Raw genomic sequence first — 15,952 nt, 5'->3', positions numbered from 1 at the left:
CCGGCCACCCGCCCGGCGAGCATGCCTCGGGCGCGGCCGACGCCGCCACCGCCGCGCCGGCCGCCGGCGCGGCGCCGGCCGGCCATGCCAGCCCGGAGGCCGAAAAGGCCACCAGCCTGGTCGATCCGCTGATCGACTGCCTGCTGCCGCTGGCGCTGGAAGGCGCGGCGCGCGGCGAGAAGATCCTGCCGGCGCTGCAGACCCTGCGCATGGTCGGCAACAAGCCGGTGCACTACATCGGCCTGGCCGTCAGCGGCGAATGGGAACCCATCGTCCACGGCGGCGTCTACACCAAATTGCAGGGCGGCGTGCAGTTGGCCAGCCGCAGCACGGCGCTCAACGAACTGGAATACTCCGAGCTGGTGACGCGCCTGCGCGCCATGGCCGACGAGATCGGCGCCGAGCCGGAGATTCCGGACATGATCGAGGTGATGGCCGAGGCGCGCAATCTGCACCGCTTCGTCGCCGGCCACGACGCCCAGCTGGGCGTCAACCTGGCCAGCAACGGCGCGCCCTGGTCGATCTCCACCTTGCTCGGCGCGCTGGAGAAGCAGGGCTTCGACCTGCGTCCGGACGGCCGCTACGTGATGCCGGACGGCGAGGGCAGCCATTTGTTCACCCTGTCGACCAACGTCACCCTGGCCGAGGAGACCACGGCCCGCCTGACGCTGTTGCTCGACGTGCCCTGCGTGGCGCCGGCGCGCGACGGCTTCGGCGCCATGGTGGCCTGCGCCAAATCGCTGGTCGGCCGCCTTGACGCCACCATCGTCGACGACTACAACCAGCCGCTGAGCGACGCGGCGCTGGCCGAGATCGCCGGCCAGGTGCAGGACTTTTACACGGAGATGGACGACGCCGACATCCCGGCGGGTTCGACCCGCGCGCTGCGGCTTTTTAGCTGAACAATAAAACCAAACACCGAAGCTGAACACCGCACATGAACGATATTAACCACCAGGACGGCGCCGCGCGCGCCGCCTGGCTCAACGCCGAATTGAACCGGCACCTGCACGCCTACCACGTGCTCGACGCCCCGACCATCCCCGACGCCGAATACGACCGGCTGTTCGCCGAACTGCAGGCGTTGGAGGCGGCCGATCCCGCGCTGCGGGCGGCCGATTCGCCGACCCTGCGGGTGGGCGCGCCGCCGCTGCCGCAGTTCGCGCAGATCAGCCACACGGTGCCCATGCTGTCGCTCAACAACGGCTTCGCCGACGAGGACATCGAGAACTTCGACCGCCGCGTCCGCGACGGCCTGGGCGAGGGCGAGGTCGAATACGCCGCCGAGGTCAAGTACGACGGCCTGGCCATCAACCTGCGCTATGTCGACGGCGTGCTGACGCAGGCCGCGACGCGCGGCGACGGCTACACCGGCGAGGACGTCAGCGCCAACATCCGCACGGTGCGCTCGATCCCGCTGCGTTTGCACAGCGCCACCCCGCCGGCCGTGCTCGACGTGCGCGGCGAGGTGTTGATGTTCAAGAGCGACTTCGCCGCCATGAACGCGCGCCAGCGCGCCGCCGGCCAGAAGGAGTTCGTCAATCCGCGCAACGCCGCCGCCGGCAGCCTGCGCCAGCTCGACTCGCGCGTCACCGCCGAGCGCAAGCTGAGCTTCTTCGCCTACGGCATCGGTGCGCTGGAAGGCGCCGAGCTGCCCGAGTCGCACTCCGCGCTGCTGGCCTGGTTCCAGCAACTGGGCCTGCCGGTGGCGCGCGAGGCCGACGTGGTGCGCGGCCTGGACGGCCTGCTCGGCTACTACCGCCGCATCGGCGCCGAGCGGCCCGCCATGCCCTACGAGATCGACGGCGTGGTCTACAAGGCCAACCGCCTGCGCGACCAGCGCGCGCTGGGCTTCGTCTCGCGCGCGCCGCGCTTCGCGCTGGCGCACAAGTTCCCCGCCGAGGAGGCGCTGACCACCGTGCTGGCGATCGAGGTGCAGGTCGGCCGCACCGGCGCCATCACGCCGGTGGCGCGGCTGGCGCCGGTGTTCGTCGGCGGCGTCACCGTCACCAACGCCACCCTGCACAACGAGGACGAGGTGCTGCGCAAGGACGTGCGGGTGGGCGACACGGTCATCGTGCGGCGCGCCGGCGACGTCATCCCCGAGGTGCTGGCGGTGGTGCTGGACAAACGCCCACAGCCCGAGCCGGCGCGCTACGAGCTGCCCAAGCGCTGCCCGGTGTGCGATTCGCACGTGGTGCGCGAGGTCGACGAGACCATCGCGCGTTGCTCCGGCGGCCTGTTCTGCTCGGCCCAGCGCAAGGAGGCGATCCGCCACTTCGCCGGCCGCCGCATGATGGACATCGAGGGCCTGGGCGACCGCTACATCGACAACCTGGTCGAATGCGGCAAGGTGCACCGCGTCGCCGACCTGTACCTGTTGAAGATGGACGACCTGCTGGAGATGAAGCGGCTGGCCGACGAGCGCGACGGCAGCACGCCGGACACCGTGGCGCAGGGCAAGGTGGCCACCAAGTGGGCCGACAACCTGCTCGACGCCATCGCCGCCAGCAAGCGGCCGCCGCTCGAACGGCTGCTGTTCGCGCTGGGCATCCGCCATGTCGGCGAGTCGACCGCCAAGACGCTGGCCGAGTGGCTGGGCCGCTTCGAGCTGGTGCGGCGCGCCCCGGTGGCGCTGCTGCGCGTGCTGCCCGACATCGGCGGCACGGTGGCCGTGTCGATCGCCGAATTCTTCGCCGAGCCGCGCAACCAGGAGGCGATCGACGCCTTGCTGGCGCAGGGCGTGGCGCCGCAGGGCGAGCACGCCCCCAGCGCCCATCTGCGCGAGCAGCTCGACCCGGTCAAGCTGCTGGCCGCGCTGGCCATCCCCAAGTTGACCGAGCCGCGCAGCCGCCAGCTGATCGAGCAGGGCGTCACGCTGGCCAAGCTGGCCGGCCTGCCGGTGTTCGACGTCTGGGGCCTGCCGGCCGCCGTGGCGCAGGCGCTGGAAGAGTGGATGCGCCTGCCCGGCAGCCGCCAGCAGGTGGCCGCGCTGGCCGCGCTGCGCGAGGAGCTGCTGGCGCAACTGCCGGCGACGGCGCAGCAGGGGCCGATGACGGGCAAGACCTTCGTCATCACCGGCACCCTGCCCAATATGGGCCGCGACGAGGCGGCCGAGCTGGTCGAGGCGGCCGGCGGCAAGGTGGCCGGCTCGGTGTCGAAGAAGACCAGTTACGTGGTGGCCGGCGCCGAGGCCGGCAGCAAGCTGGCCAAGGCGCAGGAGCTGGGCGTGGCCATTCTCGACGAGGCCGGCCTGCTGGCCCTGTTGAACGTGGGCGCGCCGCCGGCCGCCGCAGAGTAAATCGCATTCGAGAGCAAGGAAAACAGATCATGAGCAGAATTACCAAAGCAGTGTTCCCGGTGGCCGGCCTCGGTAGCCGCTTCCTGCCCGCCACCAAGGCGCAGCCGAAGGAGATGCTGCCCATCGTCGACAAGCCGCTGATCCAGTACGCCGTCGAGGAGGCGGTCGCCGCCGGCATCACCGACATGATCTTCATCACCGGCCGCAACAAGCGCGCCATCGAGGACCACTTCGACAAGGCCTACGAGCTGGAGGCCGAGCTGGAGGCGGCCAACAAGCAGTATCTGCTCGAACTGGTGCGCAACGTCATCCCCAAGCACATCAACTGCATCTACATCCGCCAGTCGGCGCCGCTGGGCCTGGGCCACGCCGTGCTGTGCGCCCGTCCGGTGGTGGGCAACGAGCCCTTCGCCGTGCTGCTGGCCGACGACTTCATGGACACCGCCGACGGCGTCAAGCCGGTGCTGGCGCAGATGACCGAGGTCTACGCCTACGAGCGCTGCAGCCTGCTGGCGGTGCAGGACGTGCCGCGCGCGCAGACGCGCCAGTACGGCATCGTCAGCGCCACGCGCTACCAGGAGAAGCTCGAGCTGGTCTCGGCCATCGTCGAGAAGCCGGCGCCGGAGTTGGCGCCGTCGACCCTGGCGGTGGTCGGCCGCTACGTGCTGTCGGGCCGCATCTTCGACTACCTGGAGCACCTGGGCACCGGCACCGGCGGCGAGATCCAGCTGACCGACGGCATCGCCGCGCTGATGCGCGACGAGCGCGTGCTGGCCTACCGCTACGACGGCCAGCGCTACGACTGCGGCTCCAAGCTGGGCTACCTGAAGGCGATGACGGCGATGGGCCTGAAGCACGCCGAGACGGGCAGCGAGTTCCGCGACTTCCTGGCCGAGCTGCACGTCGAGCGGGAAAATGACAAAATGGGTGGCCAAACGAGCAGCAAAGTGAACAGCAAAATGAGCAGCAAATGAGCGTGCGTGAAATCCTCAAAATGGGCGACCCGCGGCTGCTGCGCGTGGCCGAGCCGGTGCGCCAGTTCGGCGCCGAGCTCGACGCGCTGATCGCCGACATGTTCGACACCATGTACGCGGCCAACGGCGCCGGTTTGGCGGCGCCGCAGATCGGCGTCAACCTGCAGTTGGTGATCTTCGGCTTCAAGCAGAACCAGCGCTACCCGGACGCGCCGCAGGTGCCCGAGACGGTGCTGATCAATCCCCTGTTGACGCCGTTGTCGGAGCAGCAGGAGGAGGGCTTCGAGGGCTGCCTGTCGGTGCCCGGCCTGCGCGGCAGCGTGCCGCGCTGGACCAGCCTGCGCTACGAGGGCGTCGACCAGTTGCAGCAGCCGATCCGGCGCGAGGTGGACGGCTTCCACGCCCGCGTGGTGCAGCACGAGGTCGACCACCTGCACGGCATTCTCTACCCGATGCGCATCAAGGACTTTTCCCGTTTCGGCTACACCGCCGTGATGTTCCCCGAGCTCGATCCGGACCAGGACGACTAAGCGATGAAGCCGACGCCCCATCCGCTGCGCCCCAAGGTAGGCACCGTGCGCGGCGCCTTCAGGCTCGGCAATTCGCAGATCGAGCGGGTCGGCGTCAGCCGCTGGAACTGGAGCGACTCCTACCACTGGATCCTCACGCTGAGTTGGCCGCGCTTCTTCGCCTGGGTGCTGCTGGCCTACCTGCTGACCAATCTGTTCTTCGCCACCGCCTTCTACTTGGTGCCCGGCTCGGTCGCCAACGCCCGTCCCGGCTCCTACCTGGACATGGTGTTCTTCTCGATCGAGACGCTGGCCACCGTCGGTTACGGCTACATGAATCCGGGCTCGACCTACGGCCACCTGGTCGCCTCCAGCGAGATTTTGCTCGGCATGGCCGAGGTGGCGACCGTCACCGGCCTGCTGTTCGCCCGCTTCTCGCGGCCGTCGTCGCGCATCCTGTTCTCCGAGGCGGCGGTGGTGACCAACTTCAACGGCGTGCCCACCTTGATGATCCGCGCCGGCAACGAGCGCAGCAACCTGATCCTCGAAGCCTCGGTGCGCGCCTCGCTGGTGCGCCGCGAGCACACGCTGGAGGGCCAGCTGTTCACCCGCTTCTACGACCTCAAACTGGAACGCGAGCAGAGCGGCGTGTTTGCGCTGAGCTGGACCATCATGCATCCGATCGGCGTCGACAGCCCGCTGTACGGCAAGACGCAGAAGGACCTGCACGACGAGGGCACCACGCTGACCGTGGCCATTTCCGGCACCGACGACACGCTGAACGAATTCGTCCACGCCCACCAGAGCTACGCCGCCGAGCACATTTTCTTCGGCCACCACTTCGCCGATATTTTGTCCGATAAGCTGCACGGTCCGGGGGGCGACGTGCGCATCCTCGACTTCGGCAAATTCCACGACATCATCGCCGACGGCAGCGACAGCGGCGTCGCCTCGGGCGGCGCCATGGCCCATCCGGGCTAGTCCGGCACGCGGACGCTTACTCGCCCAGCAGGTCGCGCGCGTTGAGCAGCGCGTAAACGATTTCCGGTTGCTGGTCGAGGCGGCGGCGCAGCGCCGCCGGCACCGCCTCGCGCGTCTTGCGGCACAGGCCGGGCCGCTCCAGCAATTCGATCGCCAGGCCGCGCACGGTGCGCACGCCGCGCGCGCTCGGCGTGATGCGCAGCTCGACGCCGAGCAGGCTGCGCAGGCGCTGTTCGAGCCGCAGCAGCTCCTCGTAGCTGGCCAGCTGCTCGATGTGCGCCAGCAGCTTGCGTTCTTCCTCGCGGGTCAGGCTGAGCACGCGCAGGTCGGCCGGCGCAGGCTCCGTGCCGGCGCCGGCGTCCGCCCGGTCGACCAGCAGCGCCTCGCGGCCGCAGACACAGGCGCCGGGCGGGCATTCTTTGCGGATCGGGAAGGGCGGCGCGATGGACATGGCGGCGAGCTGGCGTGGGTTGGCTTAGGTTGGCTTAGGTTGGCTTGGCCTGGCCTGGCCTGGCTTGGCCAAGCGTGGCGGCGGGGCCGGGCCGCCAATTCTACCGCGTTCGCGCGGCGCCGTGCGGTGCGCCGGCCGTCATCGTGAAATGTATGTTTTTTTACAATTCACCAAGGCCGGCGCGGCCGCCGGTGTTGCGGCATCTGTGGTGCCGGTTTGACATAGATCATTGAATGCGCCTGATCCATTTGCGCTATGGCAACTATCCCCTTGTTTTCCCCTGATGGATGCTACTCTGGAGAAATTCTTTTCCACCCGCCCAAACAGGACTCTTGTATGCCCGAGAGGAATCATTTCATCGCCTTGGCGACCGCCGGCTATGTCGCCCTGGCGCTGCTGTGGATCGTGCTGTCGGACCGCTTGCTGCTGGCCTTCGGCGACCTGAACTCGATGTACCGGCTGTCGCAGGCCAAGGGCATGTTCTTCGTTGCCGCCAGCGCCACCGGCTTCTTTTTCGCGCTGCGCGCCGTCGCCATGCGCACGCCGGACGGCCGGCAGACAAGCCTGGACCTGCTGGCCGGCGGCTTGGCGCCGAGCAGCCGTCCGCAGTGGAGCAACTACCTGCTGGCGCTGGGCCTGACCGGCGCCATGCTGTTCCTGCGCGCCCAGCTGGGCCTCGGCAACGGGATGCGGCCGCTGATGATCCTGTTCATGTTCCCGGTCATCCTCAGCGCGTTGCTGGGCGGTGTCGGACCGGGCCTGCTGGCGACCGGGGTGGCCGCCGCCTGGGCCAAGATGTACGCCATCGCGCCGCTGCACAGCCTGGCCTTCGACGACAACCACGACCTGCTGCAATGGATCGTCTTGCTGCTCAATGGGGTCATGATCAGCGTGCTCAGCGAGTTGCTGCGCGGCGCCTTGGTGAAGGGGCAGATCGACCGCGGCCTGCTCGGCAGCGTGGTCTCCGGCACGCCCGACGCGGTCTTCGTCAAGGACTTGCGGGGCCGCTACCTGATGGTCAACGACGCCGCCCTGCAGTTCGTCGACCGGGCCCGCGAACAAGTGCTGGGCCACGACGACCACGCCATCTTCCCGCCCGAGCAGGCCCGCGCCTTGATCGAGAGCGACCGCGCCATCATGGCCTCGGGCGTCACCAGCACGCGCGAGGAACGGCTCAGCGGCGGCGACGGCCGCGAGGTGCTGTTCCTCGCCACCAAGGGGCCGGTGTTCGACAAGAACGGCCGCGTGGTTGGCCTGTTCGGCATCTCGCGCGACGTCACCGAGCGGCGCCGCGCCGAGGAGCGGATCGAATACCTGGCCCACTACGACGCGCTGACCGGTCTGCCCAACCGCATCCAGTTGGCCGAGCGGGCCAAGTACGCGATCAGCCTGGCGCAGCGCAACAACGAGCACCTGGCGCTGGTCTTCCTCGACCTCGACCACTTCAAGGACGTCAACGACACGCTCGGCCACAGCGTCGGCGACGCCCTGCTGGTCGGCCTGGCCGGGCGCCTGCAGGCCGAGCTGCGCGCCGAGGACACGGTGTCGCGGCTGGGCGGCGACGAGTTCATTTTGCTGCTGCACGCCGGCGACGGGCGCGGCCTGGCGCAGGTGGTCGAGAAGGTGCTGGCGCTGGTGGCGCGGCCGCACCAGATCGAGCCGCAGCAGCTGACCTTGACCGGTTCGATCGGCATCGCGCTGTATCCGGACGACGGCAAGGACCTCGAGGAACTGGTCAAGTGCGCCGACGCGGCGATGTACCGGGCCAAGAAGAACGGCCGCAACGGCTACTGCTTCTTCACCGCCGAGATGCAGGCGCGCACGGCGCGCCACATGCAGATCGTCGGCGCGTTGCGCCAGGCGCTGCAACTGGGGCAGATGACGGTGCACTACCAGCCGCAGTTCGCCGCCGCCGACGGCCGCATCGTCGGCGCCGAGGCGCTGCTGCGCTGGCAGCATCCGACCTTGGGCGCGGTGTCGCCGGCCGAGTTCATTCCGGCGGCCGAGGAGAGCGGCTTGATCCTGGCGCTGGGCGAGTGGGTGCTGCGCACGGCGGTGCGCCAGGCCAAGGACTGGCTGGACGGCGGCATGGCGCCGCTGGTGATGGCGGTCAATCTGTCGGCGGTGCAGTTCCGCCATCCCAACCTGCCCGACCTGATCAAGGCCATTTTGGGCGAGGTCGGCCTGGCGCCCGAGTACCTGGAGCTGGAACTGACCGAGAGCGGCGCCATGCACGACCCGCCCAGCGCCATCGCGGTGATGAACAAGCTGCGCGAGCAGGGCGTGCGGATGTCGATCGACGACTTCGGCACCGGCTATTCCTCGCTCAGTTATCTGAAGAAGTTCAAGGTCTACAAGCTGAAGATCGACCAGTCCTTCGTGCGCGACATCAGCACCGATCCGGAGGACAAGGCCATCGTCGTGGCCATCATCAACATGGCCAAGGGCCTCGGCCTGCAGACCATCGCCGAGGGCGTCGAGACGCCGGCCCAGCTGGAGTTCCTGCGCCAGCAAGGCTGCGACGAGATGCAGGGCTACCACTACAGCCGGCCGCTGGCGGCGGCCCAGTTCGAGGCCTTCGCCCGCGCCAGGAGCGGCACGGCGTGCGCGCTGGCCTGAGGCGGCGCGCTGGCGGCGGACGAAAAAAATGCGCACCGAGGTGCGCATTTTGTCGTGCGGCGTAGGTCCAGACTTAAGCCTGGGCGCTCTTGCGGCGACGCGCCAGGAAGGCCATGATGCCCATGCCGCCGAGCAGCATGCCGTAGGTTTCCGGCTCGGGCACCGGGGTGATCAGCACGCTGCCACCGTAGGAGCTGCCGTTGGTCGCCAACACATTGCCGTCGATCGCCAGATAGTAGGCGGTGTTGGCGGCGATGCTGACGCCGGCGAAGCGCCAGTAGCCGCTGCCGGGCTGGGCGACGCTCGAGTCGCTTGGATCGACTTCGATGGCGGCCGGGGCCACCAGCGAGTTGTTCGACGCCAGGTACAGGCCGAAGAAGTTGATGGTCAGTTCCGACTTGGTGGAGTGCACCAGCGCGTCGGTCAGATAGGCGCTGTCGTCGGTGGTGAAGGTGTAGTGGTCGGTGAACGCGCCCGGGTCGGCAAAGGCGTGGGTGAAGGCATCCGTGTTGGCGTCGATCAGGTTGTCCAGCGTGTACACGTCCAAGGCTTGCGCCTGCGGCGCAAACATGCTCGCGGTCAGTGCGATGGCGGCCAGCGCCGCTTTCGTGGTCATATTCATTTTGTGGGCCTTTAAGTCTGAGTTCTGTGTGGTAAGTAGGGCGGACGTCGCTCAGACGGCCTGGTTGCGGCGGCGTTGACGGCGCGCCATCAGGCCGACCATGCCCAGGCCGAGGCCGAGCATGCCGTAGGTGGCTGGCTCAGGCACGGCGGAAACGACCTTGCCCGTCAGCGCGAAAGAGCCGGACGGCTTGGACACGGTGTTGCCGCTCACATGGATCGTGTAGCTGCCGTTCACCAGCGTCAGCGTCGGCAGTTTCCACAGGTCGGAAATGCCGGTCTGGATCTGGCTGCCTGGCGAGGAGGTCGGGCCGGTCAGCCAGAAGTTCGTCAGGTTCAGGCCGAGCAGGGCCGACGAGGCGTCCGACGAGACCTGGAAGTTGCTGAAGGTCGACAGGCCCGTGCCGCTGCTCAGCGTGAAGGTGAAGTTGTCGGTGAAGGTGCTGCCGGCGGCGATCGTTTTACTGAACACCGACGTGGCGCCGGTGTTGCCGCCGACAAAGACCAGTACTTTGCTGGCATGGCTGGCGTTCGCCGCCTGCGCAGCCGACATGGCCAGGCCGCCGGTGACGATGGCCGCCGCGACGATGGTTTTATTGAGAAATTGTTTCATGTGGCACCGCTCCCGGTAGGTTGGATCAATGGAAAATAAATCGTCCGGCGGGGGGCTGCCGGAATGGCATCGAGCAATCAAGCTCTACTGGAATTCAGGATAGCATAACTTTTGGAAATAAATTGTCAATTTCAGATGTTTAATTGCCATGTAGAAATGTATTCGGCATTTTCGCGACAATAAGTTTCCGCATGGTATTTCGTCATCACGGCCCTTGATATCGCGCACTTCCGCTTGGCTATTTTCTTGATATCTCTTGACGGTTTTGGTGGGGAAAAGGCAAGTTTGTGCTTAGGGGAAGCTTGAAAAAACTGCCATTGCGCGGCGGCGGAACGACGCGCTGGCGGGAATCCATGCTGCGCTGGACAGGATGCGCAGCATGGGTTCCCGCCTTCGCGGGAACGACGGGGTTTTGAGCTGCGCTTAGGGACTGCTGTGGGGTGTGCCGGGAGGAGGGGGAGGGCCATCCGGGCCGGTGGACGGCCGGCGGGCTGGCGCCATTGCGGCGCGCCGCCGCTGGACCGGCGCTCGGCGGGCGCGCTTGTGCTCGGTGGACTAGCGGATGCCGCCCTTGCGGCCGGAGTTGAGCTTGTCGAGCTGGCGGGCCAGCTCTTCCTGCATCATCGGCGACAGGTTGACGAACTGGCAGCCGATCTGCACCTGCTCGCCCAGCAGGAAGGAGCGGAAGGTGCGCGACAGGCGGATGTCGAGGTCGGCGATCATCACCGCCTCCGGCCCCAGCTCCAGGCGCACGCGCTGCAGGCGGCGGCCGACGTGCAGGCCGACCGCGTCGCGCGGCGCGGCGCGCATGCCGACGCCGCCGGCCGAGAAGTCGTACAGCTGCAATTCATAGGGCTTGCCGTTGAGGACGAAGGAGGCCAGGTAGTAGATCCCCAGCGGCGTCTCCAGGCGCTGCGCGGCGCGCCGGTTGAGGATCTGGCACTTTTCCGGAAAGGCGGCCGGCACCAGCGTCGGCTGGTTGGCCAGCGGCGACCAGTCGGGCGAGCTGAGCTTGAACTGCATCTTGGCGCTGCGCAGCCAGGCCACCACCACGCACTCGCCCGGCGGGATGTATTCGCCCTCGTTGAGCTCGAAGACGAAGTAGGGGTTTTCCGGGTCGACCGAGCGGACCCGCGCCATCACCACGTTGGTGCTGCTGGACGGGTAGATCGACACCGGGTCGCCGGTCTCGGCCAGCAGGGTCAGCGAGTCGCCGATCTCGTCCGGGTCGCTCATCTCGTGCGGTTTGGAGCCGAAGGCGATCGGCTCGACCGCGTCGGACAGGCGCGGCGGGCCCCGGCGGAATTCGTTAGGTAGTGGATCGTTCACGACGGCATATCTCTTTGATAGTTTCCAGTGGGAAGCATTTTCCGGTCCGGACAGTTTACAATTTATTCGGCGTTTTGGCTTGCTAAATGGCAAGAATTTTGTGCCGCGTGCGACAGCCGCCGGCCCGATTGGCGCGGCGGCAACGATTTGTCCCCGCCGGGCGGCTTAGAACTGCTCGTCCGGGCGCAGGTAGCGCCATTGGCCGACCGGCAGGTCGCCCAGCTTGACCTTGCCGATGCGCACGCGCTTGAGGCCGACCACGCGCAGGCCGACCATCTCGCACATGCGGCGGATCTGCCGCTTCTTGCCCTCGCGCAGGGTGAAGCTGAGCTGGTCCTCGTTCTGCCAGCGCACCTTGGCCGGCAGCAGCGGCTTGCCGTCCAACCACAGGCCATGGTTGAGCTTTTTCAAGGCGGCGTCGGGCAGCGTGCCCTCGCCGCTGTACTGTACCCGCACCAGGTACTCCTTGTCGACCTCGGTGTCGTGGCCGATCAGGTGCTTGGCGACGCGGCCGTCCTGGGTCAGCACCAGCAGGCCGACCGAGTCGATGTCGAGGCGGCCGGCCGGCACCAGGCTGCGCAGCTGGGTCGGGTGGAACTGTTCGTTGGCGCCGCATTCGGCCCAGCGGTTTTCCGCCTTGATCAGCGCCACGGCCGGCTGGTAGCCGTCCTCGGCCTGGCCGCTGACGTAGCCCATCGGCTTGTTGATCAGCACGGTGACCCGCTTCGATTGCTCGGCGGCGGCCTGCCGTTCGACCGTCACGCGCTGGCTCGGGTAGACCTTGCTGCCCAGTTCGGACACCACCTGGCCGTCGACCCGCACCCAGCCGCGGGCGATCCATTCGTCGGCCTCGCGGCGCGAGCACAGGCCCAGTTCGGACATGCGTTTGGATAAGCGTAAGAGTTCTTCAGTCATGGTTCTGTTTCTGCTTCTATGTCGATGAGTTGCGGTTGTTCGGGGTGGCGTGGGGTGGGCGGGGCGCGGCTCAGACCTTGAGCGCGTCGAGCAGGTCGGTTTCCAGCTGCAACTGGTTGCGCGCGTTGTTGAGGGCGGCGCCGTCGACCAGGAAGACGTCCTCGACCCGCTCGCCCAGGGTCATCACCTTGGCCGTGTGCAGGTTGATCTTGTACTTGCTGAGCACCTTGGCGATCGCGTACAGCAGGCCGGTGCGGTCGTTGGCCGCCACCGACAGCAGGTAGTACTGGCCGCGCTCGTCGGGCCGCAGGTCGACCGTCGGCTGGATCGGGAAGGTGCGCGACAGCCGCGACAGGCGGCCCTTGCCGGGCGCCGGCAGCTCCGCCTGGCTGCCCAGCAGTTCGGCCAGCTCGTGCTCGATCAGGTTGATGATGTCGCGGTAGCTGTTGGCGAAGCTCTGCTCGGTGACCAGGAAGGTGTCGAGCGCGTAGCCGTGCCGCGTGGTGTGGATCTTGGCGTCGAGGATGCTGAAGTTCTTGCGGTCGAAGTAGCTGCAGATGCGGGCGAACAGCTCGGCCTGGTCCTTGACGTAGACGGCGATCTGCAGGCCTTCGCCGATCGGCGCCAGGCGGCACTTGACCACCGGCGTGGCGCTACCGAGGCGGTCGTACAGGGCGCGCGTCTGCCAGGCGATGTCGGAGGCGTCGTGGCGCAGGAAGTAGGCGACGTCGAGCTGCTTCCACAGCGCCTCGTGGGCGTCGGGCGGCAGGCCGTACAGGCGCAGGGTGGCCAGCGCCTCCTGCTGGCGGTTCTTCAGCTCGCGGTCGGCCGAATGCGGCTCGCCGCCCAGCACGCGCAGGGTGATGCGGTACAGGTCTTCGAGCAGTTTGGCCTTCCAGGCGTTCCACACCTTCGGGCTGGTGCCGCGGATGTCGGCCACCGTCAGCAGGTACAGCGCGGTCAGGTGGCGCTCGTCCTTGACCATGGCGGCGAAGGCGGCGATCACGTCGGGGTCGGACAGGTCCTGCTTCTGCGCCACCTGCGACATGGTCAGGTGGTTCTCGACCAGGAACACCACCAGCTCGGTGTCGCCGGCGCTCAGGCCGTGCTCGTGGCAGAACTGCGCCGCGTCGACCGTGCCCAGTTTGGAGTGGTCGCCGCCACGGCCCTTGGCGATGTCGTGGAACAGCGCGCCCAGGTAGAGCAACCAGGGTTGCGGGAAGTTGGCCATCAGCTGGCTGCAGAAGGGGTACTCGTGGGCGTGCTCGGTCATCGTGAAGCGGCGCATGTTGCGCACCACCATCAGGATGTGCTGGTCCACCGTGTAGACATGGAACAGGTCGTGCTGCATCTGGCCGACGATCTTGCGGAAGTTGGGCAGGTAGCGGCCCAGCACCGACAGGTCGTTCATGCGGCGCAGCGCGTGGATGATGCCGATCGGCGCCTGCAGGATGCGCAGGAACAGCGCGCGGTTGTGCGGGTCCTGGCGGAACGCCGCGTCGATCTGGAAGCGCTCGTGCCACAACGCGCGGGTGGCGCGCGCCGTCATGCCCTTCAGCGCCGGGCGCTCGGTCATCAGCACGAAGATCTCCAGCATGGCCGACGGGCTGCGCTCGAAGGTGTCGTCGGCGCTGATGTCGATGAAGCCGTTCAACTCGTTGAAGCGGGGATTGATCGGCAGCGCCTCGCCGGACGGCGGGAACAGGCGCTCCTCGATGTTTTGCAGCAGGATGGTGTTGAGCTGGGTCACCGTCTTGGCCGCCCAGTAGTAGCGCTGCATCAGGTATTCGCTGGCGCGGCGCATGTTGGCGCCGCTGCCGGTGGCCTGCAGGCCCAGCGTCTCGGCGATCGCCGTCTGGATGTCGAACACCAGGCGGTCCTCGCGGCGGCCGGCGTGCAGGTGCAGGCGCACGCGGATGTCCTTGAAGGCGCGCTCCTTCTCCATCAGTTGCTTGGCCTCGGTCTGGGTGATCAGGCCGCCGGTGGCCAGGGTGCGCCAGGAGCTGGCCAGGCCGGCCGCCTTGGCCAGCCACAGGATCACCTGCAGGTCGCGCAGGCCGCCCGGGCTCTCCTTGCAGTTCGGCTCCAGGCTGAAGGCGGTGTCCTCGTATTTGGCGTGGCGCTGGCGCATCTCCAGCACCTTGGCCTGGAAGAAGGCCTGCGGGTCCATCGCCGCGGCGTAGCGCCGTTGCAGCTCGGCGAACAGGGCCGCGTCGCCGCACACCAGGCGCGCCTCGAGCAGGCTGGTTTGCACCGTGATGTCGGCCTGCGATTCGCTCAGGCACTCGTCGACGGTGCGGATGCTGTGGCCGATCTCCAGCCCCAGGTCCCACAACAGCTGCACCAGCTCCTCCAGCCGGGCGCGGCCGGCCTGGTCGGGCGCGCCGCCGAGCAGGATCAGCAGGTCGACGTCGGAATGCGGATACAGTTCGCCGCGACCGTAGCCGCCGACGCCGACCAGCGCCGTGTCGGCCGGCAGGGCGGCGGCCTGCCAGGCCGTGGCGAGCACCGCGTCGACGCTCTGGCGCAGGCTGCGCAGCAGCTTCTCCGGCATGCCGTCGGCCTGGAAGGCGGCGATGACGATCTGCCGGTCGGCCTTCAGTTGGCGCTTGAGTTGCTCACGCAGTTGCTGCTTCATCGCGGCGGCCGGCACGGCGGCTCAGGCGGTGGCGGGGGCGGCGGTCGCGGCCAGCACGATGGCCGGCGGCGGCGGCGTGCCGGCCGAGCTGGTCAGCACTTCGTAGCCGGTCTCGGTGACCAGGATGGTGTGCTCCCACTGCGCCGACAGGCTGCGGTCCTTGGTTTTGATGGTCCAGCCGTCGCCCATTTCGCGGATCTCGCGCTTGCCGGCGTTGATCATCGGCTCGATGGTGAAGATCATGCCGGCCTTGAGCTCGTCGAGCGTGCCGGGGCGGCCGTAGTGCAGCACCTGCGGTTCCTCGTGGAAGATCTTGCCGATGCCGTGGCCGCAGAACTCGCGCACCACGCTGTAGCCGGCCTTTTCGGCGTGCTGCTGGATGACGTGGCCGATATCGCCCAGGTGGGCGCCCGGCTTGACCTTGGCGATGCCCAGCCACATGCACTCGTAGGTGATCTCGGACAGGCGCTTGGCCAGGATCGACGGCTCGCCGATGAAGAACATGCGGCTGTTGTCGCCGTGGTAGCCGTCCTTGATGACGGTGATGTCGAGGTTGACCACGTCGCCGTTCTTGAGCACCTTGTCGCCCGGGATGCCGTGGCAGATGACGTCGTTGACCGAGGTGCAGATGGCCTTCGGATACGGCGTGTAGCCCGGCGGGCAATAGTTCAGCGGCGCCGGGATGGTGCCCTGGACGTTGACCATGTATTCGTGGCACAGGCGGTCGAGCTCGCCGGTGGTGACGCCGGCCTTGACGAAGGGGGTGATGTAGTCGAGCACTTCGGCGCCGAGGCGACCGGCCACGCGCATGCCGGCGATGTCTTCGGCGGTTTTAATGGAAATGGACATAATGGGTCGCAATCAGCAAAGTAAACGGTCGGCAACCGGCGGCAACCGGCTAACCAAAAGGGAAACAGGCATCGCGGCCGGCCGCGCCGCGGCGCGCCAGGCGTCGCGGCGGCGCCGGCCGCGATGCGGATAGGGTGATATTATAAACGACG

Annotated in this window: 13 protein-coding genes; 6 read left to right on the top strand and 7 right to left on the bottom strand. The window is 67.7% G+C overall.

Going from position 1 to position 15,952, the window contains the following annotated elements:
• The 5 genes from H7U20_RS10505 to H7U20_RS10485 form a co-directional block, all read left to right on the top strand.
• A partial coding sequence (locus tag H7U20_RS10505; RefSeq protein ID WP_199759106.1) for a cell division protein ZipA C-terminal FtsZ-binding domain-containing protein occupies window positions 1-902 on the top strand: 902 nt, incomplete at its 5' end.
• A gap of 35 nt (window positions 903-937) precedes the next feature.
• On the top strand, window positions 938-3,301 hold the full coding sequence (gene ligA / locus H7U20_RS10500) for an NAD-dependent DNA ligase LigA (protein ID WP_199759105.1): 2,364 nt from the start codon (window positions 938-940) through the stop codon (window positions 3,299-3,301).
• Window positions 3,302-3,330: 29 nt separating this feature from the next.
• The gene (gene galU / locus H7U20_RS10495; protein WP_199759104.1) at window positions 3,331-4,275 is read left to right on the top strand and encodes a UTP--glucose-1-phosphate uridylyltransferase GalU; all 945 of its coding nucleotides are present in this window, start codon (window positions 3,331-3,333) and stop codon (window positions 4,273-4,275) included.
• Window positions 4,272-4,805 carry a peptide deformylase gene (gene def / locus H7U20_RS10490; protein ID WP_199759103.1) on the top strand — a complete coding sequence of 178 codons (534 nt, stop codon included), beginning with the start codon at window positions 4,272-4,274 and terminating at the stop codon, window positions 4,803-4,805. The genes galU and def overlap by 4 nt, the downstream gene beginning before the upstream one ends.
• A 3-nt stretch (window positions 4,806-4,808) precedes the next feature.
• Entirely contained in the window at window positions 4,809-5,765 is a 957-nt protein-coding gene (locus H7U20_RS10485; protein WP_199759102.1) for an ion channel, read from the top strand.
• Window positions 5,766-5,781: 16 nt separating this feature from the next.
• Here the strand turns inward: H7U20_RS10485 and H7U20_RS10480 are convergent, their stop codons facing one another.
• A complete protein-coding gene (locus H7U20_RS10480) occupies window positions 5,782-6,216 on the bottom strand; it encodes a hypothetical protein (RefSeq protein ID WP_199759101.1) in 435 nt (144 codons plus the stop codon).
• A gap of 336 nt (window positions 6,217-6,552) precedes the next feature.
• Between H7U20_RS10480 and H7U20_RS10475 the strand changes: the two genes are divergently transcribed.
• The gene (locus H7U20_RS10475; RefSeq protein WP_199759100.1) at window positions 6,553-8,835 is read left to right on the top strand and encodes a putative bifunctional diguanylate cyclase/phosphodiesterase; all 2,283 of its coding nucleotides are present in this window, start codon (window positions 6,553-6,555) and stop codon (window positions 8,833-8,835) included.
• 73 nt (window positions 8,836-8,908) lie between these two features.
• Here the strand turns inward: H7U20_RS10475 and H7U20_RS10470 are convergent, their stop codons facing one another.
• The 6 genes from H7U20_RS10470 to map form a co-directional block, all read right to left on the bottom strand.
• Window positions 8,909-9,451, bottom strand: a complete 543-nt coding sequence (locus tag H7U20_RS10470) for an FxDxF family PEP-CTERM protein (RefSeq protein WP_199759099.1) — start codon at window positions 9,449-9,451, stop codon at window positions 8,909-8,911.
• Between the two features lie 57 nt (window positions 9,452-9,508).
• Window positions 9,509-10,069 (bottom strand): FxDxF family PEP-CTERM protein, encoded by a 561-nt coding sequence (locus tag H7U20_RS10465; protein ID WP_199759098.1) that lies wholly within the window; start codon window positions 10,067-10,069, stop codon window positions 9,509-9,511.
• A gap of 555 nt (window positions 10,070-10,624) precedes the next feature.
• Window positions 10,625-11,398, bottom strand: a complete 774-nt coding sequence (locus H7U20_RS10460) for a flagellar brake protein (protein WP_370593126.1) — start codon at window positions 11,396-11,398, stop codon at window positions 10,625-10,627.
• Between the two features lie 165 nt (window positions 11,399-11,563).
• On the bottom strand, window positions 11,564-12,313 hold the full coding sequence (locus H7U20_RS10455) for a pseudouridine synthase (RefSeq protein ID WP_199759097.1): 750 nt from the start codon (window positions 12,311-12,313) through the stop codon (window positions 11,564-11,566).
• A 70-nt stretch (window positions 12,314-12,383) separates the two neighbouring features.
• On the bottom strand, window positions 12,384-14,951 hold the full coding sequence (locus tag H7U20_RS10450; protein WP_199759096.1) for a [protein-PII] uridylyltransferase: 2,568 nt from the start codon (window positions 14,949-14,951) through the stop codon (window positions 12,384-12,386).
• Between the two features lie 21 nt (window positions 14,952-14,972).
• A complete protein-coding gene (gene map, locus H7U20_RS10445; RefSeq protein WP_199759196.1) occupies window positions 14,973-15,803 on the bottom strand; it encodes a type I methionyl aminopeptidase in 831 nt (276 codons plus the stop codon).
• Between the last annotated feature and the right edge of the window lie 149 nt (window positions 15,804-15,952).

Source organism: Rugamonas violacea, assembly GCF_016461825.1.
GTDB lineage: Bacteria > Pseudomonadota > Gammaproteobacteria > Burkholderiales > Burkholderiaceae_D > Rugamonas.
This window is presented reverse-complemented; position numbering and strand designations above follow the sequence as displayed.

Coding starts and splice junctions, on each gene's coding strand:
- ligA (WP_199759105.1), top strand. CDS start 938: ATGAACGATATTAACCACCAGGACGGCGCCGCGCGCGCCGCCTGGCTC.
- galU (WP_199759104.1), top strand. CDS start 3,331: ATGAGCAGAATTACCAAAGCAGTGTTCCCGGTGGCCGGCCTCGGTAGC.
- def (WP_199759103.1), top strand. CDS start 4,272: ATGAGCGTGCGTGAAATCCTCAAAATGGGCGACCCGCGGCTGCTGCGC.
- H7U20_RS10485 (WP_199759102.1), top strand. CDS start 4,809: ATGAAGCCGACGCCCCATCCGCTGCGCCCCAAGGTAGGCACCGTGCGC.
- H7U20_RS10480 (WP_199759101.1), bottom strand. CDS start 6,216: ATGTCCATCGCGCCGCCCTTCCCGATCCGCAAAGAATGCCCGCCCGGC.
- H7U20_RS10475 (WP_199759100.1), top strand. CDS start 6,553: ATGCCCGAGAGGAATCATTTCATCGCCTTGGCGACCGCCGGCTATGTC.
- H7U20_RS10470 (WP_199759099.1), bottom strand. CDS start 9,451: ATGACCACGAAAGCGGCGCTGGCCGCCATCGCACTGACCGCGAGCATG.
- H7U20_RS10465 (WP_199759098.1), bottom strand. CDS start 10,069: ATGAAACAATTTCTCAATAAAACCATCGTCGCGGCGGCCATCGTCACC.
- H7U20_RS10455 (WP_199759097.1), bottom strand. CDS start 12,313: ATGACTGAAGAACTCTTACGCTTATCCAAACGCATGTCCGAACTGGGC.
- H7U20_RS10450 (WP_199759096.1), bottom strand. CDS start 14,951: ATGAAGCAGCAACTGCGTGAGCAACTCAAGCGCCAACTGAAGGCCGAC.